The following is a 20363-nucleotide window of genomic DNA, read 5'->3' on the forward strand; positions in this document are numbered from 1 at the left end:
TCAAGGGCGGCAGCCTTCGTCTAGCAGTTCTTGTCGTGGTGCGGCAGGTGCCCGGTGGTCAGGAAGGCGGTGACGGCCTGGTCGCCGCAGGCGTTGCCGTTGGCGAGATAGACGCCGTGGCCGCCGGAGTCGACGCTGACCATGCGGGCCCGTTGCCCGAATGCCTGGCGCATCTTCAGCGCTCCGCTGTGGGGGGTGGAGGGGTCACGCAGGTTCTGGATGAGCAGCACGTTGGCGGGGCCGCGCGAGGTGACCCGTACGGGCGGCTCGGCGGGCTTGTACGGCCAGAACGCGCACGGCCCCATGTTGACGGGCATGCCCGCGGTCAGGGGGTGGGCAGCCCGGTCACGCGTCACGTGCCGCTGGTAGCGGCTGATCGGGTCCTGCCATTCGACGTCGTTGCACATGGTCGCGCCGGCGTGGGCGGCGGTGTTCTGCAGGACGGCCGCCGGGGGTGTGTTCGGCGGGGGCAGTTCGCCTGAGGTGCGGGCGGCCCGCATGAGGGCGGCGAGCATGGGGAAGTTCGCGTCGGAGTAGAGGGCGGTGAGCATGGTCTCCCGCAGGAGGTTACCGTTCAGTTCTTCTGGATTGGCGCCCGGCCAGGGCAACGGCTTGCGGTCCAGGTCGGCCGCCAGATCGAGGAAGGTGCGGCGGACCGCCGTGGCGTCGGCACCCAGACCGTACTCGCCGTCACGGGCCGCGGCCCAGGCGGCGAAGTCGGGGAAGCGGTCCTCCACGCCGACGGCGTAGTTGGCCAGCCACTGTCGCGCCACGCGGCGCGGGTCGGGATCGTCGTTGCTGTCCAGGACGACCCGGTCGGTGCGCTCGGGGAACATGGTGGCGTAGACGGCGCCCGCGTAGGTGCCGTAGGAGACGCCCCAGTAGGAGATCTTCTTCTCGCCCAGCGCCTGGCGGATCTGGTCGATGTCCCTGGCCTCGTTGCGGGTGCTGATGTGCCGGATGAGCGGCCCGCCGTTGCGGGCGCAGGCCTCGGCGATCCTGCGCGACCAGGCGACGTTCTCCGCGATGCCTCCGTCGGCGTCGGGGTACGGCTTCAGCTTGGTGAGGGAGAGATCACGGGTTTCGAAACCGCACGAAACCGGCGAGCTCTGGCCCACGCCGCGCGGGTCGAACCCGATGATGTCGTAGCGGTCGAGCACGTCCTTCGGCAGCTTCTTGACCAGGGTGCTGGGCCGGTTCAGGCCAGGGCTGCCCGGTCCGCCGGGGATGATCAGCAGCGCGCCGCGGCGTAATGCGGGCTTGGCGGTCTGGATCCGCGACACCGCCAGCGAGATCGTCGGCCCGCCGGACGCTCGGTAGTCCATGGGAACCTGCAGGGTGGCGCATTCCTGCCGCGGGTCCACCCCGGGCCCCGCGGGGCAGGCGCTCCACGAGGTGGCCGCAGCCTGGGCCGGGGTCACGAGGGCTGTGGCAAGGACGGCGGTGGCTGCTCCGACGGCGGACAGTCTCGCAAGGTTTCGCATCAAAAGTCCTCTTCAGTGAGCGTTCTGTCTGTGTCATCGACTCTGCCGAACCGCGGATCTTCGAACCAGAGACCGTGTCATCGAAGGCCCATGACCTCATCACGATCCGGACATGACGCCCAGTCGGCGACGCATGCCACCACCTCGTCCGGCAGTCGGTGGTCATGGTGCCGGTTCGCCGGCCTCAGGTGGTTTGAAGAAGTCCTGCGGTGAGGGTGGGGGCAGGGTGGTCGGCGATGGGCGCAGTCCGTCGATGAGCAGGGCGAGGTAGCGCCTGCGGTCCTCGCCCTGGGGATCGCCGGGGTGCACCGTGGCCATGCTCATGACGGTGATCACGGTCAGGTCGCGAGGCAGCAGTTCCGGCCGCACCACGCCGGCGTCGATGGCCCGGCGCAGCATGGGTTCGATGGCGCGTATGAAGTGCTGCGTGCTCTCGTTCGCGAAGGTCACGAACTCGTGGGCGAGTGAGATGATGACCCGCCGCCGGGCGAGGACCTCTGTGACGGCCTCCAGCATCCCGGTGAGATCCTGCCACGGGTCGTCGGTGTGCACCGCTGTGATGGGCTGGAGCTCGGTGGTGAGGACGTGGTCGAAGACGGCTCGGACGAGCTGGTCGCGCGAGCGGAAGCGGCGGTAGACCGTCATCACGCTCACGTTCGCGCGTGCGGCGATCTCCTCGAGCGTCGCCTGGGGCCCGATCTCCTCGAACGCCAGGACCGCGGCGCCGACGATTCGCTCGTGGTTGCGGGCCGCGTCGGCTCTCACCAGGTCACCCGGAGCGAGTTCAGTCCGTAGACGGTGCTGAAGACCCGGAAGTCGATCTGGTCGTCCGCGAGTGCGAGGTCGGGGAAGCGGCGCAGCAGGGCCGGGAAGGCGATGCGCATCTCCATGCGGGCCAGCGGAGCGCCGAGACAATGGTGCACGCCGTGGCCGAAGGCGATGTGTCCGGGGGCGCCCCGGGTGATGTCGAGGGCGTCGGGATGCGCGATGTGGCCGCCGTCGCGGTTGGCGGCGGGCAGCGAAACGAGCACCAGTGACCCCGCGGGGATGACGTGGCCGGCGATCTCCACCTCGGTCGTGGTCGTGCGCGGTGACGGCGAGTGCACGATGGACAGCCAGCGCAGCAGTTCCTCGATGGCGGGCTCGGCCCGCGCCGGCTCCTCGCGGATCATGGCGAGCTGGTCCGGGTGTCGCAGCAGGGCCAGAGTGCCCAGGCCGAGCATGTTCGAGGTCGTCTCGTGCCCGGCGAGCAGCAGCAGGGCCGCGATGCCGATGAGCTCGTCGGTGCTCAGGTCGTCGCCGTGCTCGCGCACCAGCATGCCGAGCATGTCCTCGCCCGGGTCAGCCTGCGCGCGGGCGACCAGACCGGCCATGTAGGCGCGGTTCTCCCGCAGCACGGCGGCCTGTTCCTCCATCGGCAACGAGATGTCCAGCAGGCGAACGGAACGGTCCTGGAACTCGGCGCGGTCGGCGTACGGCACGCCCAGCAACTCGCAGATCACCAGCGACGGCACCGGCAACGCGAAGTTCGACACCAGATCGGCCGGCTTGCCGGCCCGCTCCAGGTCGTCCAGGGCCGCCTCGACGATCTCCAGGATGCGTGGCTCGAGCCGGCGCATCCGACGGACCGTGAACTCCGGGGTGAGCATCCGCCGCAACCGCGTGTGCTCCGGTGGGTCGAACGCGAGCAGAAACCCGGCCCGCAGCTTCTCCTGCTCTTCCTCGCTCATCTCACCGGCCGCGGCGAACGGTGTCATGGCATTGCTGAACCGGGTCGAATCCGACAGCACCTCGCGCACATCCTCGTGGCGGAGGACCAGGTACGCGGGCTGGCCGAACGGCGTCACCACCCGCACGACGCCCTCACCATCCCGGGCCCGAGCCAGCTCCTCGACCGGGTCGAGCCCGTTCCGCCGCATCTCCAGCGACAACTCCGGCGCCTGCGTCATTGCCCTTCCCCTCTCATGATCGTTCCGCTTTCCCGTAACGTACCAGATAAGTGAAAGGCGGACTAACACTTAGAGGTCGCGCGGACTGGATCTACGAAGGGCTCATGGGGCCTGCGTTCCGTAGTAGCCGCCCTCACCGCCGCCCGCCGGCTGCGCGCCCGGGCCCGGCCGGCCGCGCTGTGCCGGTGTCGTGCTTGGCCGGGGACGCTCGGGTGTACCGGGCAGCCAGGCCAGGGCGACGAGGACGCCGAGGAGGCCGAGCCCGCCGCCGGTGGCCAGGACGAGGTCCAGGCCATGGACGAAGGCAGAGCGGACCGTATGCTCCAAGGTTGCGGAGCCGGCGGATCGGGCGGCGGCCAGCCCTGCGAAGACGCTCTCGCGTGCTTGCGGCGGCACCGCGGCGCGGTAGGCGGACGTCAGGATCGAGCCCAGGATCGCCGCGCCGAAGCTGCCGCCGAGGGTGCGGATGGACTGGTTCACCGCGGCGCCGACGCCGGCGTTGCCGGGCGACAGAGTGCCCAGCGCCGCGTCCATGACCGTGGGCAGGGCGCAGCCGAGCCCTAGGCCGTACATGGCCGTCCACGCGGCCACCGACCCGGTCCCGCTGCCCGTGCCGGTGGTGGCACCCCAGAACAGGCCCCCGGTGAGCAGGACGAACCCCAGGCCGGCCGCGAGCTTGGGACTGATCAGCCTGCTCAGCCTGCTTGCCACCGACATCCCGATGAGCATCCCGGCGATGAGCGGCAACAGCCGCAGGCTGCTGCCCATCGCGTCCGTGCCCAGGTTGGCCTGGAAATACTGCGGCAGCACGAACAGAACGCCGAACATGGTGAAGTTGACGACCGTGGCCAGCTCGGTGCCGACCGTGAAGCGCGCGTTGGCGAACAGCGACAGGTCCACCAGCGGCTCGCCGGCCCGTCGTTCCCAGACCACGAACAGCACCAGCGCGGCCATCCCGCCGAGGATCGGTCCGAGCACGGCGGCGTCTGTCCAGCCTCGCTCACCGATTTCGATGAGGCCGTAGGTCAACGCCGTCAGCGCCGCGCTCGACAGCACCATGCCGCCCGCGTCGATCCGCCTGCCGCGCTCGCGCTGCGATTCGGGCAGCCAGGCGGCGACCGCGAGGAACGCCAGGACGACCACGGGGATGTTGATCAGGAAGACCGAGCCCCACCAGAAGGATCTTCGGCACCGACACACCCACCGGCGACCGGCTCCGCACCACCAGCCAGTTCTTCGAACTTCTCGGCCACGACATGGGCCAGGCGGCCGAGCATTGGCGGCAGGCCCTGTCCATGCAGCGCCGGCGGTGAACTCCGGCAGCCCGGGAGGGAGCGGCGGTCAGTGGCGGGCGCGTTCCAAAGCGTCCCAGAAGCCGCGCCGCAGCGCGTGCCGTACCTCATCGTGCAGCAGGAAGTCGATCGGCAGCGAAGAGCCCTGCAACAGCCGCGCCTCCAGATCGGAGGGCATGCGCGGCTTGCGCGCCAGCACGGCCTCCAGCCACAGCGCGGGCGCGTCGCGGGCGACGGACTCGCCGAAGTCGTGCCCCTCCCGATGGGCGGACTTGACCGCGTCCGACAGCGTGGTGGCCCCGGCGGTGGCGGCGGAGGGAGGGTTGACGGGCGCGGGCTGCGGCCCTGTGTACGGCCCCAGCTGCGAAGGCTGGTAGCTCCCGCTGGACGGCGCGGCGAACTGCCCGGTGCTGGCCGACTGCGACTGGATGGGCCCGGTGGCGGGAGCCGAGGGCGGCGGCGTGGCCGGCGGCTGCTCGGGCTGGTAGTTGGAGTATGTCGGCAGCGCGGGCGGCGAGGACGACTGCCCACGCCCGGACGACGACCCGTTCGACGAGGGCTGGGACGGCGTCGCGGAGGAGGAGCCGGCGGCGTGGCTGCCGCTGGAGGGCGGCATCTGGGGCAGCGACGGGGGAAGGGCCGGCTGGGCGGGCGGCAGCGAGTGGGCGGCCTGCCCGTTGCTGACCGGCTGGTGGCCGTTGGACGACTCGGTGGCCCCGGAGACCAGGCTGACGTAGGGGCGCAGGTGTACGGCGCCCAGCTCGACGAGGTCGTCGCACTCCTGCCGCAACGAGCGCGACACGGCCCAGCCGCCCTCGGCCGCGACGTGGATCACGCTCACCCTGATGCCGAGGTCCTGCGCGTCGCACACGACCTGCGCGAGATCCTCGTCGCCGCTCACCACCACCGCGTCGCAGATGGCGTTGTTGCGGGCGAGCGTCATCAGGTCGCGGTGGACCTGGGCGTCGACGCCCTCGCGCCGGCCCGGCCGGATGCGCGACAGCCTGAGCTTGAGGCCCGGTATGTCGGCCAGCGCGTCGTGCTCCGGCGTGCGGCGGCCTTCGACCGTCGCCTCGTACCAGTAGCACCGAAGCAGCGGCAGGCCGGTGCGCTCGCGCGACAGGCCGGTCATCAGCTGGAGCAGCCCGGGATAGTCCCAGGCAACTGCTTCGCGATGACGCGTGCCGTGCACGGCCATCGCTCCATCAGCCAGCAGATAGCCGGCGTCCACGAACAGCGCACAGCGATCCACTAGCACCGCCCCTTTCCTGGTGGTCCGACCTTGCTGGCTCTGCACCGTCAGAGACCGGACTCGGCGGCCCTCTCTCAGGGTAATGAAAGCAGGTGATCGCGCGAGGGTTAATCCAGACGATTCGGCACCAGCCCGCTAACGCACCAAACCGACGAGGAAGATCGTACCAGTTTGTCCAGATTGTGGTCACGATCGCGCACGCACGCTCAACGCGGCCGCTCCGAACAGGACGACGTCCTTGTCTGTGGCGATCGTCAGCCCCGGATCCACGCCCAGCTCGGCGCTGATCGTATCGACGTCGACGCCGAACGTCATCTCCGCCGCGCCACTCGACGACTCGTCGAAGACGTTCGCGGCGTCTCGATCGCCGCCCGCCGGGGCGAGCGCGCCGGAGCCGAGCGAGACCTTGTCGCCCTGGAGATCGGCGTCCCCCTCCCACGTCACCAGCTCGACCCTGGCGGGCGAGGCGGCCGGGCGCAGCCCGCCGAGCGGCAGGTGCACGCGTCCCGCCGCGCCTCCGACCACGGTGGCCGCGTCGAGCACCACGGCCTGGCTGTACGGCTCCGCGGGATCGGTGACGATCAGCACCAGGCTCCAACCGGCATGCCTGGACACCCCTTCCTCCAGCGGCGCGTCGGCCGCCCACCAGGTGCCGTGCCTGCGGGAGGCGGCGACCAGCTCGCTGACGTCGGCGTACGCCTGGTAGACGGGCCCGAGCGGCAGGTCGCGGACCGCCACGTCGGCGGGCTCGACCGTCACGTATTCGCGCCGCCCCGGCGGACGGAGCTTGATGGGCCCGGCCTCCGCGGTGCTCGCCGACCAGTAGAGCCCGGCCCACACGACTTTGCCGCCCTTCGGCAGGGTCAGCTCGGCTCCGCTGGACGCGTGGGTGCCGGGGTCGTTGTCCCGGTCGAGCACGGTCATCGACCAGAGGTCGTTGTCGCGCTGGCCGCGCTGGCGCCGCCTGGCCTCCAGGCAGCCCTCGCGATCCTCGGGGCAGCTCAGCAACGAATTGCCGATCGCCCTGACGGCCACCCTCCCGTCGGTGGCGAACCTGGCCGGCGCGCCCGACAGCCGTACGCCCTGCTCGGCCTGCGCCTTGACGCGCAGCGAGCCCGCGTCGATCCGGACGGAGGGCGCCGCGCCCTCCTGCGCCTCGCCGGAGACCCGGACCCGCAGGAACAGCGCCGTGCCCTGCCCCGCCGCGAGCGGCGCCCTGGCACACCGCGCGCCGCGTACCGCCGGGCGGCACGACCAGCCGTCCACGGTGCCCGCGGCGTCATGACGGTCGCGCCGCGCGGGCGGGATGAGCGCCACGCCCGCCGGCAGGTAGACGAACGCCGTCAGCTTCTCGCTCGCGGCCTCGCCGTAGTTGCGCAGCCGCATGCCGACGATGCCGGGCCTGGCCCGTACGAGTGATCCGAGCGCGTCGATCGTGGCGCGCAGCCGCGCCTGGGCCGGCGGCTTGCTCCTGACCGGCGGCGGGGGCACCCGGGCGGGCTCCTCGCTCTGCGGCGGCACGGGCACGGGTCGCACGGAGGCCGGCGACCCGGCGACCGGCGCGGCGGCGGCGGGCCTCCTGATCGCCTTGCCGTCGGAGACCAGCAGGATGCCGGCAGCCACGGCCATCGTCACGGCGACGCCGCCGGCCATCGCGGCCTGCTGGTGCCTGGGCGCCCGCCGCAGCCGGCCGAACACCCGCAGCAGCCCGCCCGCGCCGCCGCCCACCACGGCCGACTTGGCCAGCGCCGCCGCGTACCCGCCGAAGACCGGCCCCACGATCAGCGGCCCGACCATGACGCGTAGCCCGCGGTTGACGTCGGTCAGCTCGAGCAGGACCCCGTGGCACTCCTCGCAGCCGCTCACATGCTCGTCGACGTCCTTGGCGTCGCGCCTGGTCAGCCCGTCCCGGACGTACGCGCCCATCTTCCCGAGCACGGGACGGCAGTCGTGCCGCGGCGGCGAGCCGAGGTGTATCTGCAGGTACGCCTGCCGCAGCCCCTCCCGCGCCCGGTACGCGAGCGCCGCCACGCCGTTGACGGACAGGCCCAGCAGCGGGGCCACCTCGGCCGGCCTGCACCTCTCCACCTCGGTGTGCCAGAGCACCGCCCGCCACCGCTCGGGCAGCGACAGGAACGCCCTGGCGACCAGCGACTTCTCCAGCCCCACGAGCGACGGATCGACGAACGGCACCCCCGGGTCGTACTCCCCGATCTCCCCCGTGGTCATCTCGCCGCTCTCGAACCTGGAGCGGTCGTGGACCGTGCGCCGTACCACGGTCAGCAGGTAGGTGCGGAAGCCGGACTCGGGCCCGCCACCCCTGCCGACCAGGTCGAGGATCTTCGTGAACGACTCCGCGACCACGTCCTCGACCTCGACGCGCCTGACGAACTGCTTGGCCAGCGCGCGGGCGGCGGCGGCGTGGCGCTCGTAGAGCAGCCCGTAGGCGGCGGCGTTGCCCTCTCTGACCGCCTGAAGGAGCTCTGCGTCGCTTTGCGGCGATTCGACACCCATAGTGACCTCACGATTACGCGGGGTTGCCCGCGCATTCATTCCGCACTCCGGGTCGTGACTAAACCGCGCCCGCGCCTTTGCCTCTGAGTCGAGACCTTGGAGCAGGCCCATAAGCTTGGACGCATGACGGATCGCGACAACCTGCTGGCCGAGATCAAGAGCAAGGCCGTCGTCCACGGCAAGGTCATCCTCTCCTCCGGCATGGAGGCCGACTTCTACCTCGACCTGCGCCGCATCACGCTCGACGGCGTGGCCGCGCCCCTCGTCGGCAAGGTGATGCTCGACCTGACGGCGGACCTGGAGTTCGACGCGGTGGGCGGGCTCACGCTGGGGGCCGACCCGGTGGCGGTCGCGATGCTGCACGCGGCGGCGGCGCGCGGGCGCACGCTCGACGCGTTCGTGGTGCGCAAGGCGCAGAAGCAGCACGGCCTGCAGCGCAGGATCGAGGGGCCCGAGGTGAAGGGGCGGCGCGTGCTGGCCGTCGAGGACACCTCCACGACGGGCACCTCGCCGCTGACGGCCGTGGAGGCACTGCGCGAGGCGGGAGCCGAGGTGGTGGCCGTGGCGACGATCATCGACAGGGGGGCCAGGGAGCGCATCACCGGGGAGGGCCTGGAATACCGCTCGGCCTTCACCCTCGAAGACCTCGGACTCTAGCCCGGCGCACGGACGGTGAACGCCTCGCGCCGGCCGTCCTCGCCCGGCTCGCGGGGCGTGCCGTTCTCGATGACGCGGACCGTGCCCGCGTCACTGAGCACGACGTCGAGCTCCGGCTCGAAGTAGCTGACCTCTTCGCCCCTGCTCATCTCGCGGTACTGCAGCACGTCACCGCCCGGCACGCGTACCGTGACGATGGGGCAGGTCTCGGCGAGGCACTCGATGCGCACGGTCGGCACCCGCGCGGTGGCCTCCGGGACCGGGCCGGTCGTGGCGGAGACGGCACGCTCGCGCTCCTGCGTCGCGCCGGACGAGCCGAGCAGCGCGCGAGCGCCGATGACCAGGAGCGTCACCACGGCGCCCGCGGCGAGGACGGCGAGTGCCAAGCGGGCAAGGCCCATCGGATCTGACCTGTGGCGTCCCACAGTCGGCAGCGTACCCCGGGTAACCCCCCGGTTTCAGGGTCAGTGCACGCGGTGGTGCTTGCCGTTGGGCTCGGGAACGTTGTTACGCTCTCGCCGCTTCTTGATCACTTCGACGATGATCGGGATCAGCGAGATGAGCACGATGAGGAAGACGCCCGGCAGGATGTACTTGTCGATCGCCTTGGGGTCGACCTTGCTGCCGAGGAAGTGACCGAGCAGGACCAGGCTCTCGACCCAGACCAGGCCGCCGACGACGTTCCACAGGAAGAAGCGCTTGGCCGGCATCTCCAGCACGCCCGCGACGGGGTTCATGAACGTGCGCACGATCGGCACGAACCTGGCCAGGATCACCGCTTTGGCGGGACCGAACTTCTCGAAGAACTCCTCGGCCCTGACGACGTGTTCCCTCTTGAACAGCCGCGAATCGGGCTTGTCGAAGAGCTTGCGGCCGAACCTGGCCCCCAGGAAATGCCCGAGCTGAGCGCCCGCGATGGCGCACAGCGGCGTGCCGATCAGCAGCACGGGCAAGGAGAGGGGCTCGATGCCCATGCCCCGAGCCACCGCGGCTGAGCTGAAAATCCCCGCGGCCACCAGCAGCGAGTCGCCAGGCAGGAAGAACCCGAGCAGCAAACCGGTTTCGGCGAAGATGATCGCGAGAACGCCGATCGTCGCGAAAGCCCCCAACATGGTCAGCCACCACGTCGGGTCGAGGAGATTCCAGAGCCAGTCCACGCCGAGAGCCTACCTGTGCGGCGACGAATGCGTCGTATCTACCACACGGGGTAGTGACCCGGAATACTGGGCCTGGCGCGAAGCCGTTACTTCTCAGGGAGATGAATCATGCCTATTGCGACTCCAGAGGTCTACGCTGAGATGCTCGACCGGGCCAAGGCCGGCGGATTCGCCTACCCGGCGATCAACGTGACATCGTCGCAGACGTTGAACGCCGCCCTGCGCGGCTTCGCCGAGGCCGAAAGCGACGGCATCATCCAGGTCTCCACGGGCGGCGCCGAGTTCCTCTCCGGCGCGAGCGTCAAGGACATGGTCACGGGCGCGACGGCGCTGGCCGAGTACGCGCGGGTGGTGGCCGCCAAATATCCGGTCACGGTGGCCCTGCACACCGACCACTGCCCGAAGGACAAGCTCGACGGCTTCATGCGGCCGCTGGTCGACATCTCCCTCGAGCGGGTGTCCAAGGGCCTCGACCCGCTCTTCCAGTCGCACATGTGGGACGGCTCGGCCGTGCCGCTCGACGAGAACCTGGAGATAGCCAAGGAACTCCTCGACAAGTGCGCCAGGGCCCGGATCATCATGGAGATGGAGATCGGGGTCGTCGGCGGCGAGGAGGACGGCGTCGTCGGCGAGATCAACGAGAAGCTCTACACGACCCCCGAGGACGCGCTGGCCACCGCCGAGGCCGTGGGCCTCGGTGAGAAGGGCCGCTACATCCTGGCGGCGACGTTCGGCAACGTGCACGGCGTCTACAAGCCGGGCCACGTCAAGCTGCGGCCGAGCGTGCTGAAGGAGCTCCAGGACGCGGTCGGGACCAAGTACGGCAAGGACAAGCCGTTCGACCTGGTCTTCCACGGCGGCTCCGGCTCGTCGCTCGAGGAGATCCACGAGGCGATCTCGTACGGCGTCGTCAAGATGAACATCGACACCGACACGCAGTACGCCTTCACCAGGCCGGTCGCGGACCACATGTTCCGCAACTACGACGGCGTGCTGAAGGTGGACGGCGAGGTGGGCAACAAGAAGGCGTACGACCCGCGCTCGTACGGCAAGGCCGCCGAGGCCGGGATGGCCGCACGAGTCGTGGAGGCCTGCGAGAACCTCAAGTCGAGTGGGACGAAGATCTCCTAGCGCCTTTGGCGGCCCGGCGGGTATGACTTGTCTATGGACAACCTTCTCGCCGGGCCGCCCCCGACCAACCTGCCGGACCTGCCCGAGGCCAGGGAGGCGCTCGAATCCGGCGCCAAGGCCGCCGACGTGGCCGCCCGCTTCCCCGCCCACCCGGCGGCGTGGGCGGCGCTCGCGGAGGAGTACTTCGCGCAGGGGCACGCCGTCACCTCCTACGCCTTCGCCCGCACGGGCTACCATCGCGGGCTCGACGCGCTCCGCCGCAACGGCTGGAAGGGACACGGGCCGATCCCGTGGGAGCACGAGCCCAACCGCGGCTTCCTGCGCTGCCTGTACGCGCTCTCCAGGGCCGCCCAGGCGATCGGCGAGAAGGACGAGGCCGAGCGGTGCCTGCAGTTCCTCAAGGACAGCACGGAGACCGGTTACGACGCGCTCACCAAGGGCTAGCGTTCGCTGTCTTGGGACGAATAGGCACGTTCGGGTAGTCTCTCAACGCAAGAGCCCCTGTCGCGCTTGCGCCAGGGGTTTCGATTTGTGCACGGGAGACAGAACCATGCCGGCTGCCGTTCTCGTTGGCGCCCAGTGGGGCGATGAGGGCAAGGGCAAGGCCACCGACCTGCTCGGTGGCGACGTCGACTACGTCGTCCGCTATCAGGGTGGCAACAACGCGGGTCACACCGTGGTCATCGGGGACCAGAAATACGCGCTCCATCTCCTACCCACGGGAATCCTGTCGCCTGACGTGGTCCCGGTGATCGGCAACGGCGTGGTCATCGACCCGGGCGTGCTGCTGAGCGAGATCGACGGACTGGCCGCGCGGGGCATCTCCGCCGAGCGGCTGCTGATCTCCTCGAACGCGCACCTGATCATGCCCCACCACAAGGCCCTGGACAAGGTCACCGAGCGCTACCTCGGCAAGGCCAAGATCGGCACCACCGGGCGCGGCATCGGCCCCGCGTACGGCGACAAGGTCGCCCGCATGGGCGTACGCGTCCAGGACCTGCTCGACCCCGGCATCCTGGCGAAGAAGATCGAGGTCGCCCTGACCGAGAAGAACCAGGTGCTGACCAAGGTCTACAACCGGCGCGGCATCGAACCCTCCGCCGTCCTGGAGGAGTACCTCGCCTACGCCGAACGCCTCAAGCCACACATCGCCGACACCTCGCTGGTGCTGTCCAAGGCGCTGGACGAGGGCAAGTTCGTGCTGCTCGAGGGCGGCCAGGGCACGCTGCTGGACCTCGACCACGGCACCTACCCCTTCGTCACGTCCTCCTCGCCCACCTCGGGCGGCGCCTGCGCCGGCGCCGGCATCCCGCCGAACCGCCTCACCAAGATCATCGGCATCCTCAAGGCGTACACCACCCGCGTCGGCTCCGGCCCCTTCCCCACCGAGCTGACCGACGAGGTGGGCGACTGGCTGCGCCAGACGGGCGGCGAGTACGGCGTCACCACCGGCCGCAACCGGCGCTGCGGGTGGTTCGACGCGGTCATCGCCCGCTACGCGACCCGGATCAACGGGATCACCGACTACTTCCTCACCAAGCTGGACGTGCTGTCGGGGCTGGAGCGGATCCCGGTGTGCGTCGCTTACGAAGTGGACGGGGTGCGGCACGACGAGATCCCGATGACGCAGACGGACTTCCACCACGCCGTTCCGGTCTACGAGGAACTGCCGGGGTGGCAGGAGGACATCACCAGCGCCAAGTCCTTCGACGACCTGCCGCCCAACGCTCAGGCGTACGTGCGGGCGCTGGAGGAGATGAGCGGCGCCCCGATCTCGGCCATCGGCGTCGGTCCCGGCCGCGACCAGACCGTGGTGGTGCGCTCGCTCGTCTGATTTCGCGCCACCTCGTTCCCTTTACTACCTGATTTGCCCCTGTCGGCCGTGATATTGACAGAGAGCCACGGACGGTACGAGAGGGGACGCGGTGACGCTGCTCGCAAGTCGCTATCGGTTGCAGTCGCAGCTCGGCGAGGGCGGCATGGGCACGGTCTGGCGGGCGACGGACGAGCTGCTCCAGCAGGAAGTAGCCGTCAAGGAGGTCAAGTTACCGCCGGACCTCGACGAGGCCTCGCGGACCGAGCTGACCGAACGCACGCTCCGCGAGGCACGGGCCGCGGCGCGGCTGCGTTCCCACCCCTCCATCGTCACGGTGCACGACGTCGTTCTCGACGGCGGGCGGCCGTGGATCGTCATGGAACTGGTCCGCGGCCGCTCACTCGAGCAGACCGTACGTGACGACGGCCCGCTGCCGCCGCGGCAGGTCGCCGGGATCGGCCTGCGGGTGCTCGACGCCCTCATGGCCGCACACGCGTCGGGCGTCCTGCACAGGGACGTCAAGCCCGCCAATGTCATGCTCACCGACGACGGGCGGGTGCTGCTGACCGACTTCGGCATCGCGACCATCGCCGGGGACTCGGCGCTCACCCAGTCCGGGTTCCTGACCGGCTCGCCCGGCTACATCGCCCCGGAGCGCCTTCGGGGTGAGACCGACGGCCCGTCCGCCGACCTGTGGTCGCTCGGCGCCACGCTCTTCACGGCGGTGGAGGGCGGCCCGCCGTTCGCCGGTCCGAACACGGCCGCGGTGCTGGCGGCCGTGCTGATGCAGGAACCGGCCCCGTTCCGCCTGGCCGGACCGCTCGCCCCCGTGCTGGCCGTGATCCTGGACAAGGACCCGGGACGGCGCTGCCTTCCTGACGAGGCGGCCCGCTCGCTGGAGGCCGTCTCGCGGGGAGAGACGGCAACCGCCCCGACCCTGAGACGAAAGCCCCCCAAACCTGCACGCTCTCCTCAACGCACCCGAATCAAGATCGCCGTGGGCGCCGTGCTGGCGGTGGTGCTGTTGGTGGCGGCCACGGTCGTCGTCGTGCCGTACCTGTTCCCGAACGTCGTCCGCGTACTCGGCTTCGCGCTCTCGCCCCGGGTCACCTACCCGGTGCCGACCTGGACCTTCGGCCCGCCGACTGCGGCGGCCTCGCCGCGGATCACCAAGGAGTTCGAGGCGTGTGACCTGCTGACCAGCGTCCAGGTGCGCTCGTTGCTGGGCGGTTCGGCCCAGCGCCGATGGATATCCGACAACGCCTGCTGGTGGAACAAGGGGGACGGCACCGGGCTGAACCTCATGTCCATGAGCTCCAGCTGGGGTGGCTCCGCCTATTTCGACCAACTGGTCAAGACGATGAAGGACGAGCCGAAGCGCGTCCCGGGGACCAAGCTCCGCAAAGGGCCGGACGTCGGCGACGGGGCGTACAGCTTCACCCAGAAGATGGCTTGGGGGCAGCTCTACCGGACGCAGATCTCCTTCCACGTGTCGAACGCCTGGGTGATGCTCACCGTCACCCACCGGCGACCCGGGTTCGCCACCGCGGACCGGGCGGCCAAGCTCATCGCGGCGGCCATCGACAAGTATCGCTAGCACGCGCCCTGGTTGATGCCTCATCCTGCCGGGCCTCATAAAGTTGGGTCATGCCTCGTTTCCGCCAGATCCTGGACACCATGGCCGCCTACAAGCCGGGCAAGGCCGTAGTGACCCCCGACGGCCGGTCGTACAAGCTGTCCTCGAACGAATCCCCGTACGACCCGCTGCCGTCCGTGGTCGAGGCCATCGCCGAGGGGGCGCGGCACATCAACCGCTATCCCGACCCGGGCGCGGTCAAGCTGACCGAGGCCGTCGCCGAGCGGTTCGGCGTGCCGTTCGAGCACATCGCGCTCGGCGCGGGGTCCGTCACGGTGGCGCAGCAGCTGTTCGAGTCGGTCGGGGAGCCCGGGGTCGAGGTCGTGTACGCGTGGCGGTCGTTCGAGGCGTACCCGCTGCTGGCCGACCTGGCCGGGGTGAAGTCGGTCCGGGTGCCGCTGGCCGGGGAGGACCACGACCTCGACGCCATGGCGGAGGCGGTCAACGACAACACCCGCATGGTGTTCGTCTGCAACCCGAACAACCCCACCGGCACCGCCGTCCGCCGGGGCGCGCTGGAGGCGTTCCTTGACCGGGTGCCCGAGCACGTGCTGGTGGTGCTGGACGAGGCCTACCGCGAGTACGTGCGTGACGAGGACGTCCCCGACGGCCTCACCCTATACCGCGACCGGCCCAACGTCTGCGTCCTGCGTACGTTCTCGAAGGCGTACGGGCTGGCGGGCCTGCGGGTCGGCTACCTGGTCGCGCACGAGCCGGTGGCCACGGCCGTGCGCAAGACGATCATCCCGTTCGCGGTCAACCACCTCGCCCAGGTGGCGGCCATCGCCTCGCTCAAGGCCGAGGACGAGCTGCTGGAGCGGGTCGAGCGGGTGGTCAAGGAGCGCACGCGGGTCCGCGAGTCGCTCATCGCCCAGGGCTGGACGGTGCCGCCCACCGAGGCGAACTTCGTCTGGCTCAGGCTCGGCGAGCGCACCCTCGACTTCGCCGCGGCATGCGCGGTCGAGGGAGTGGCCGTGCGGCCGTTCGCCGGGGAAGGCGCCCGCGTGTCGATCGGCGACCCGGAGGCCAACGACGCGTTCCTCGCCGCGGCGAGCGCCTTCCGCGGCTGATCATCCGCGGCGGCCCTGGCCCGCCTACACACCGCGCCGCTCGACCGCGGGGTCGACATGGTGCCGCGCGGGCTGTGGCTCCTGTCCACCGCGCGCACCGGGGCCGGCGTCGACGTCTTCGGGGACGCGCTTCGGTCGCTTCCGCTCGGTTGAGATCACCAGTGCCACGCCCACCAGGATGATCAGGCCGCCGACAAGCACCTGGGTCGTGATCGGCTCGTGCAGCACGAGCGCGCCGAGCGCGACGGCCACGGCGGGGTTGACGTAGGCGTAGGTGGACACCAGCGAGATGGGGGCGTTGCCCAGCAGCCACGAGAACGCGGTGAACCCGATCAGCGACCCCACCAGGATCAGGTAGGCCAGGGCCAGCCAGGATCTGGTGGTGACGGCCGACAGGTCGAGCCGCTCGCCGGACCCGGTGCCGACCACCAGCAGCCCGGCGCCGCCCACGACCATCTCGACGGCGCTGGTGGCGAGCGGATTGGCGGGCAACTCGATCCGGCTCGACAGGAACGAGCCCACGGACCATGAGACCGAGGCGAGCAGCACCACCACGATCCCGACGCCGCTGCCGCCCTCGGCGCCGGTGAGCGACAGTGCCGCCACCCCGCCGAGCCCGACCAGCACGCCCGCGATCGTGAGGGCCTTAGGACGGTCGCGCACGGCGAACCTGAACACAACCAGCCAAAGCGGCACCGAGGCCACCAGAAGCGCTGCCAGGCCCGTGGAGATGTACTGCTCGGCCACCGCCACCATCCCGTTGCCCAGGGTCAGCAGCAGCACGCCCACGAGGGCCGCGCCGAGGAACTGCCTGCGCGTCATCCTGAAGGCCGACGGCCCCGACCGCACCAGCAGGAAGCCGGCGAGCAGGGCGGCGGCGGTGATGAACCGCATGGCACCGTGGAGCATGGGCGGTATCGACTCGATCGCGATGGCGATCCCGAGGTAAGTCGACCCCCACACCACATAGACGATCGCCAAGGCGCCCCACACCAGGAGCGGCGCACGGGTGTCAGTGGTGTTTGCGCTCATGGCTGATGACGATACAGGTCGACTGTTGCACCATCCCGCACATATCGGACCTCGAACCCCGACAGACGGGCGCCCGCTGACGTCCCGACCCCAACGCCGGGCGAATCTGCCCGAAACCGGCAGGATCGCTACCACGGCCCCCGGCCTCCGACCAGGGCAGATCTTCCCGAGGACGTGGAGTTGGGCGAAAGCGCGGCGACCCGGCCAGAAACGTACACACCGGGAACGCGCGACTCGGCGGACTCGAGCGGATGGTCTGCGCCAGAAAAGTTGGCGCCCCCGTCCGAATCTTGTCGATCGGGGGCGCAGGAGAACATACCCGCATCTACACGGGTCAACCAATTACTTCACCGGAGTCAATGTGGGAGTTCGCAAAAATGACATCCGTTGTCAACATCATCGTCGAGCCCGGTTCATGACAAACCCCTCAATCGCCCCATCAGTCTCCGTGATGCCGCTCAGCCCCGTACGAGACGGGTTGGGGGTGAATGCCAAGGGCCCGCCGCCACAAGGCGACGGGCCCCTATCACGGCGCTCTCCCGGGTGAATGGCTCAGCGGGGGCCGAGTTTCTCCACGATCAGCCGGTACAACTGGCGCGGACGCCCGGGCTGGGGCGTGCGGTTCGGCGGGAGCGGCCACGCGAGTCCCTCGTCAACCAACGTGCGCAGCAACCGCCGGGCCGTGCGAGGTGTGACCCCCAGCATCTTGCCCGCCCCCTCGGCGTCGACCACCGTGTCTCCGCCCTCCAGCTTGGCCGCCAGCCGGGCCAGCACCTCCACGCCCTTCGGCTTGAGTGCGGCGGATCCGGCAGGTGGCATGCGCGGGGCAGGGATGAGCGCGCGCCCCTCCCGGTCCACCGCGAACCCCTGCGCCTGCTTGCCCGCCTGCGTGCGGGCCAGCGCCGCCCGGGCGTGCGACTCCGCGTCGTGCGTCGTACGCCCCATGCCCACGCCGACCTCGACCGCCAGCCCCAGCTCGTCCCTGATCCTGCCCGCGAACGGCAGCACCCTGAACCCGTCCGTCGCCGACACGATCGAGCCTCTGGTAGCGGTAACCAAATAGCTGTGATCGTCTATGGGCCAGACGGTGGCGTTCATCCGGTTCGCCTCCTGGACCAGGAGCCGGTGCAGCGACAGCCGCAGCTCGTCGCGCCAGTAGCGGGGCGCGGCGCGGCGCACTGGCTCGCGCAGCGTCGGCACCTCCACCAGCACCACCGTCAGCTGCGACTCCTCCAGCCGGTGATGCGCCCCCAGCAGCGCCGCCGTGTGCAGCGCCGTGCGGACCGCGCCGGAGGTCGGCCTGATCCTGATGACCGGCACGCCCGCCGTGTGCAGGCGCTCGGCCACCGCGGGCAGGCACGTCAGCGCTCCCGAGGTCGCGCCCTGCCTGACCAGGCGTTCGTGGTAGGCCGCGATCGTGCCGGTGGCACCCGGCTCGTCGCGGCTGTGCACGTCCGTGGCGGGGATGCCGAGGTCGGTGTACGCCTCCTCGACATCAGCCCTGCTGACCACGTCGATGCTGACCCGCTGGGGATCGATGCGGGGGTCGAGCGCGGCCTTGGCCAGCGCCGCCACTAATGCTGCTCCGCCGAGTTGCACGTACGTCGCGGGCATCGTCAGCACGCCGGAACGCCTGGCCAGGTCATAGGGGACCGGGCTGGCGAACAGGCATGCGTCGACTCCGGGACCGAGCCGCGTCACCTTGTCGGGCGCCTCTTGCTCGTCGCGGTACGCGGCCGCGACAAGGCGACACGGCAAAGGTGCCGCGGCGTGGCCCATGAGCATGACTCGCTCGACCAGGTCGTGGGGTCCGACCACGCCGATGGTTAGGTCCGGTGTCATAGCGCCCGGGCGTGACACTCGGGGAGTTTCTTCGGCCCTATCGACCAATGTTCGTCCCATCCTGCCGTCCATTGCAGTGCTCTCTTTTGGAACGATCGCTCGCGGGGGCCGTAATGTCACGCCCGACTTTTCCGGAAAGCCGTTGAGGTTGACCGCCCGACAAGATGTCCTAGCAGCTCAACGAGGTTTTTCCACCTTTTTTAGCGCTCTGAAATCTCTCGTGTAATGTCCGCGCCGAGCGCGCGCATTCGGGCGGCGAGATGCGCGTGGCCGCGATCGATCAGGTATCCGGAGTCGATCACGGTCTCGCCCTCGGCGGCGAGCCCGGCGAGCACCAGGGCGATGCCCGAGCGGAGATCGTGGGCCGTCACCTCGGTGCCGGTCAGCGGCGTCCTGCCGCGCACGATGGCCCGGCTGCCCTCGACCTCGACGTTCGCGCCCATCTTGTTCAGCTCTCCGGCCAGGGCGAACCTGCCGTCGAAAATGCGCTCGTGGATGTAGCTCGTGCCGTCGGCGAGCGCGGCGACGGTCATCATCGGGGACTGCAGGTCGGTGGCGAAGCCGGGGTAGGTGTCGGTGATGATGTTGATCGGCCGCAGCGGGCCCTCGCATCGCACCTGCAGCACGGCGCCCTGGCGGGCGAACTCGACGCCCATCTGCTCCAGCTTGTAGCGGACGACGCCGAGGTCGAGCCCCGTGCCCACGAGGCTCAGCTCGCCGCCGGTGATGGCCGCGGCCATCGCGAACACGCCGGCGTCGAGCCGGTCGGGCATCACCGTGTGCTCGACGGCGTGCAGCTCCTCCACGCCCTCCACGGTGATGAACCCCGTGCCGCCGCCGCTGATCCGCGCGCCCATTTTGGTGAGCATGTCGATGACGTCGAGCACCTCGGGCTCCAGGGCCGCGTTCTCGATCACGGTCGTGCCCTTGGCCAGGGCGGCGGCCATGATGAGGTTCTCGGTGCCGGTGTGTGACGGGGTGTCGAGGTAGAGGGTCGCGCCGGTCAGCCCGGACGCCTTGACGTGGATGACGGTGTCGCCCTCGTCCACGATGGCGCCCAGCCGCTTGTAGCCGAGGTAGTGGAAGTCGAGGTTGCGGCTGCCGAGGTTGCAGCCGCCGACGCCCTCCACGACCGCCTCGCCCAGCCGGTGGAGCAGCGCGGGGGTGAACAGCACCGAGCCGCGGAACCGCCTGGCGATCGCGGCGGGCAGCACGGGGCTGTCCACCCTGGAGGCGTCGATGACCAGCGTGCGCTCGGACTCGTGCAGCTCGACGTACGCGCCGACCGCCTCGGCCAGCTCGATCGCGCGGCGGACGTCTTCGATGATCGGCACGTTGCGCAGGACGGTGCGCCCCTTGGCGGCGAGCAGAGCCGCACCGATCATGGGTAGCACGGCGTTCTTCGCGCCCTGGATGAACGCGGTTCCACGCAGTGCGTTGCCACCGCGCACGCGGTAACGGACCATTCGTGCGGCTCCTTGAATTCAACGGTGAGGCTCGATCGGGCCAACAGTAGTCGCTTACACCACAT

Annotated in this window: 17 protein-coding genes; 6 read left to right on the plus strand and 11 right to left on the minus strand. The window is 70.2% G+C overall.

The window, feature by feature from the left end:
• Positions 1-20: 20 nt before the first annotated feature.
• The 6 genes from ACIBVN_RS21760 to ACIBVN_RS21785 all read right to left on the minus strand — a co-directional run bounded on the left by ACIBVN_RS21760 (position 21) and on the right by ACIBVN_RS21785 (position 8491).
• Positions 21-1484: an alpha/beta hydrolase gene (locus tag ACIBVN_RS21760; protein ID WP_397139003.1), complete on the minus strand. Its 1464-nt coding sequence runs from the start codon at positions 1482-1484 to the stop codon at positions 21-23.
• A 162-nt stretch (positions 1485-1646) separates the two neighbouring features.
• Entirely contained in the window at positions 1647-2249 is a 603-nt protein-coding gene (locus tag ACIBVN_RS21765) for a TetR/AcrR family transcriptional regulator (protein ID WP_397139005.1), read from the minus strand.
• The gene (locus tag ACIBVN_RS21770) at positions 2246-3433 is read right to left on the minus strand and encodes a cytochrome P450 (RefSeq protein ID WP_397139007.1); all 1188 of its coding nucleotides are present in this window, start codon (positions 3431-3433) and stop codon (positions 2246-2248) included. The genes ACIBVN_RS21765 and ACIBVN_RS21770 overlap by 4 nt, the downstream gene beginning before the upstream one ends.
• A 102-nt stretch (positions 3434-3535) precedes the next feature.
• Positions 3536-4633 (minus strand): MFS transporter, encoded by a 1098-nt coding sequence (locus tag ACIBVN_RS21775; RefSeq protein ID WP_397139009.1) that lies wholly within the window; start codon positions 4631-4633, stop codon positions 3536-3538.
• A gap of 141 nt (positions 4634-4774) precedes the next feature.
• Positions 4775-5977, minus strand: coding sequence for an NYN domain-containing protein (locus ACIBVN_RS21780; RefSeq protein WP_397139011.1), 1203 nt, complete (start codon positions 5975-5977; stop codon positions 4775-4777).
• A 186-nt stretch (positions 5978-6163) separates the two neighbouring features.
• A complete protein-coding gene (locus ACIBVN_RS21785) occupies positions 6164-8491 on the minus strand; it encodes a sigma-70 family RNA polymerase sigma factor (RefSeq protein WP_397139012.1) in 2328 nt (775 codons plus the stop codon).
• Between the two features lie 123 nt (positions 8492-8614).
• Between ACIBVN_RS21785 and pyrE the strand changes: the two genes are divergently transcribed.
• Positions 8615-9148 carry an orotate phosphoribosyltransferase gene (pyrE, locus tag ACIBVN_RS21790; RefSeq protein ID WP_397139014.1) on the plus strand — a complete coding sequence of 178 codons (534 nt, stop codon included), beginning with the start codon at positions 8615-8617 and terminating at the stop codon, positions 9146-9148.
• On the opposite strand, the gene ACIBVN_RS21795 is transcribed toward pyrE, so the two are convergent.
• The gene (locus ACIBVN_RS21795) at positions 9145-9549 is read right to left on the minus strand and encodes a hypothetical protein (protein WP_397139015.1); all 405 of its coding nucleotides are present in this window, start codon (positions 9547-9549) and stop codon (positions 9145-9147) included. The two genes, pyrE and ACIBVN_RS21795, sit on opposite strands and share 4 nt — an antisense overlap.
• Before the next feature lie 63 nt (positions 9550-9612).
• Entirely contained in the window at positions 9613-10305 is a 693-nt protein-coding gene (locus ACIBVN_RS21800) for a DedA family protein (RefSeq protein ID WP_397139017.1), read from the minus strand.
• A 108-nt stretch (positions 10306-10413) separates the two neighbouring features.
• Between ACIBVN_RS21800 and fbaA the strand changes: the two genes are divergently transcribed.
• The 5 genes from fbaA (at position 10414) to hisC (ending at position 15958) form a co-directional block, all read left to right on the plus strand.
• On the plus strand, positions 10414-11436 hold the full coding sequence (fbaA, locus tag ACIBVN_RS21805; protein WP_397139019.1) for a class II fructose-bisphosphate aldolase: 1023 nt from the start codon (positions 10414-10416) through the stop codon (positions 11434-11436).
• A gap of 33 nt (positions 11437-11469) precedes the next feature.
• On the plus strand, positions 11470-11880 hold the full coding sequence (locus tag ACIBVN_RS21810) for a DUF3151 domain-containing protein (RefSeq protein ID WP_349453771.1): 411 nt from the start codon (positions 11470-11472) through the stop codon (positions 11878-11880).
• Between the two features lie 106 nt (positions 11881-11986).
• Positions 11987-13270: an adenylosuccinate synthase gene (locus ACIBVN_RS21815; RefSeq protein ID WP_397139021.1), complete on the plus strand. Its 1284-nt coding sequence runs from the start codon at positions 11987-11989 to the stop codon at positions 13268-13270.
• A gap of 91 nt (positions 13271-13361) precedes the next feature.
• A complete protein-coding gene (locus ACIBVN_RS21820; protein ID WP_397139023.1) occupies positions 13362-14849 on the plus strand; it encodes a serine/threonine-protein kinase in 1488 nt (495 codons plus the stop codon).
• Between the two features lie 50 nt (positions 14850-14899).
• Positions 14900-15958 carry a histidinol-phosphate transaminase gene (gene hisC, locus ACIBVN_RS21825; protein WP_397139025.1) on the plus strand — a complete coding sequence of 353 codons (1059 nt, stop codon included), beginning with the start codon at positions 14900-14902 and terminating at the stop codon, positions 15956-15958.
• A 24-nt stretch (positions 15959-15982) separates the two neighbouring features.
• On the opposite strand, the gene ACIBVN_RS21830 is transcribed toward hisC, so the two are convergent.
• From ACIBVN_RS21830 to murA, 3 genes are all read right to left on the minus strand, one after another.
• Positions 15983-16990, minus strand: coding sequence for an EamA family transporter (locus ACIBVN_RS21830; protein WP_397139027.1), 1008 nt, complete (start codon positions 16988-16990; stop codon positions 15983-15985).
• A gap of 552 nt (positions 16991-17542) precedes the next feature.
• Complete coding sequence (locus tag ACIBVN_RS21835; RefSeq protein WP_349453766.1) at positions 17543-18832, minus strand: transcriptional regulator; 1290 nt, start codon at positions 18830-18832, stop codon at positions 17543-17545.
• Between the two features lie 200 nt (positions 18833-19032).
• Entirely contained in the window at positions 19033-20298 is a 1266-nt protein-coding gene (gene murA, locus ACIBVN_RS21840) for a UDP-N-acetylglucosamine 1-carboxyvinyltransferase (RefSeq protein ID WP_397139029.1), read from the minus strand.
• Positions 20299-20363 lie beyond the last annotated feature (65 nt).

The organism is Nonomuraea sp. NPDC049400 (assembly GCF_044466425.1).
In the GTDB taxonomy this organism is placed as follows: Bacteria; Actinomycetota; Actinomycetes; order Streptosporangiales; family Streptosporangiaceae; genus Nonomuraea.

Bases quoted from the DNA above. Each gene is read 5' to 3' on its own strand.
- ACIBVN_RS21760 (WP_397139003.1), bottom strand. From the start codon at position 1,484: ATGCGAAACCTTGCGAGACTGTCCGCCGTCGGAGCAGCCACCGCCGTC.
- ACIBVN_RS21770 (WP_397139007.1), bottom strand. From the start codon at position 3,433: ATGACGCAGGCGCCGGAGTTGTCGCTGGAGATGCGGCGGAACGGGCTC.
- ACIBVN_RS21785 (WP_397139012.1), bottom strand. From the start codon at position 8,491: ATGGGTGTCGAATCGCCGCAAAGCGACGCAGAGCTCCTTCAGGCGGTC.
- pyrE (WP_397139014.1), top strand. From the start codon at position 8,615: ATGACGGATCGCGACAACCTGCTGGCCGAGATCAAGAGCAAGGCCGTC.
- ACIBVN_RS21795 (WP_397139015.1), bottom strand. From the start codon at position 9,549: ATGGGCCTTGCCCGCTTGGCACTCGCCGTCCTCGCCGCGGGCGCCGTG.
- fbaA (WP_397139019.1), top strand. From the start codon at position 10,414: ATGCCTATTGCGACTCCAGAGGTCTACGCTGAGATGCTCGACCGGGCC.
- ACIBVN_RS21810 (WP_349453771.1), top strand. From the start codon at position 11,470: ATGGACAACCTTCTCGCCGGGCCGCCCCCGACCAACCTGCCGGACCTG.
- ACIBVN_RS21815 (WP_397139021.1), top strand. From the start codon at position 11,987: ATGCCGGCTGCCGTTCTCGTTGGCGCCCAGTGGGGCGATGAGGGCAAG.
- hisC (WP_397139025.1), top strand. From the start codon at position 14,900: ATGCCTCGTTTCCGCCAGATCCTGGACACCATGGCCGCCTACAAGCCG.
- ACIBVN_RS21830 (WP_397139027.1), bottom strand. From the start codon at position 16,990: ATGAGCGCAAACACCACTGACACCCGTGCGCCGCTCCTGGTGTGGGGC.
- ACIBVN_RS21835 (WP_349453766.1), bottom strand. From the start codon at position 18,832: ATGACACCGGACCTAACCATCGGCGTGGTCGGACCCCACGACCTGGTC.
- murA (WP_397139029.1), bottom strand. From the start codon at position 20,298: ATGGTCCGTTACCGCGTGCGCGGTGGCAACGCACTGCGTGGAACCGCG.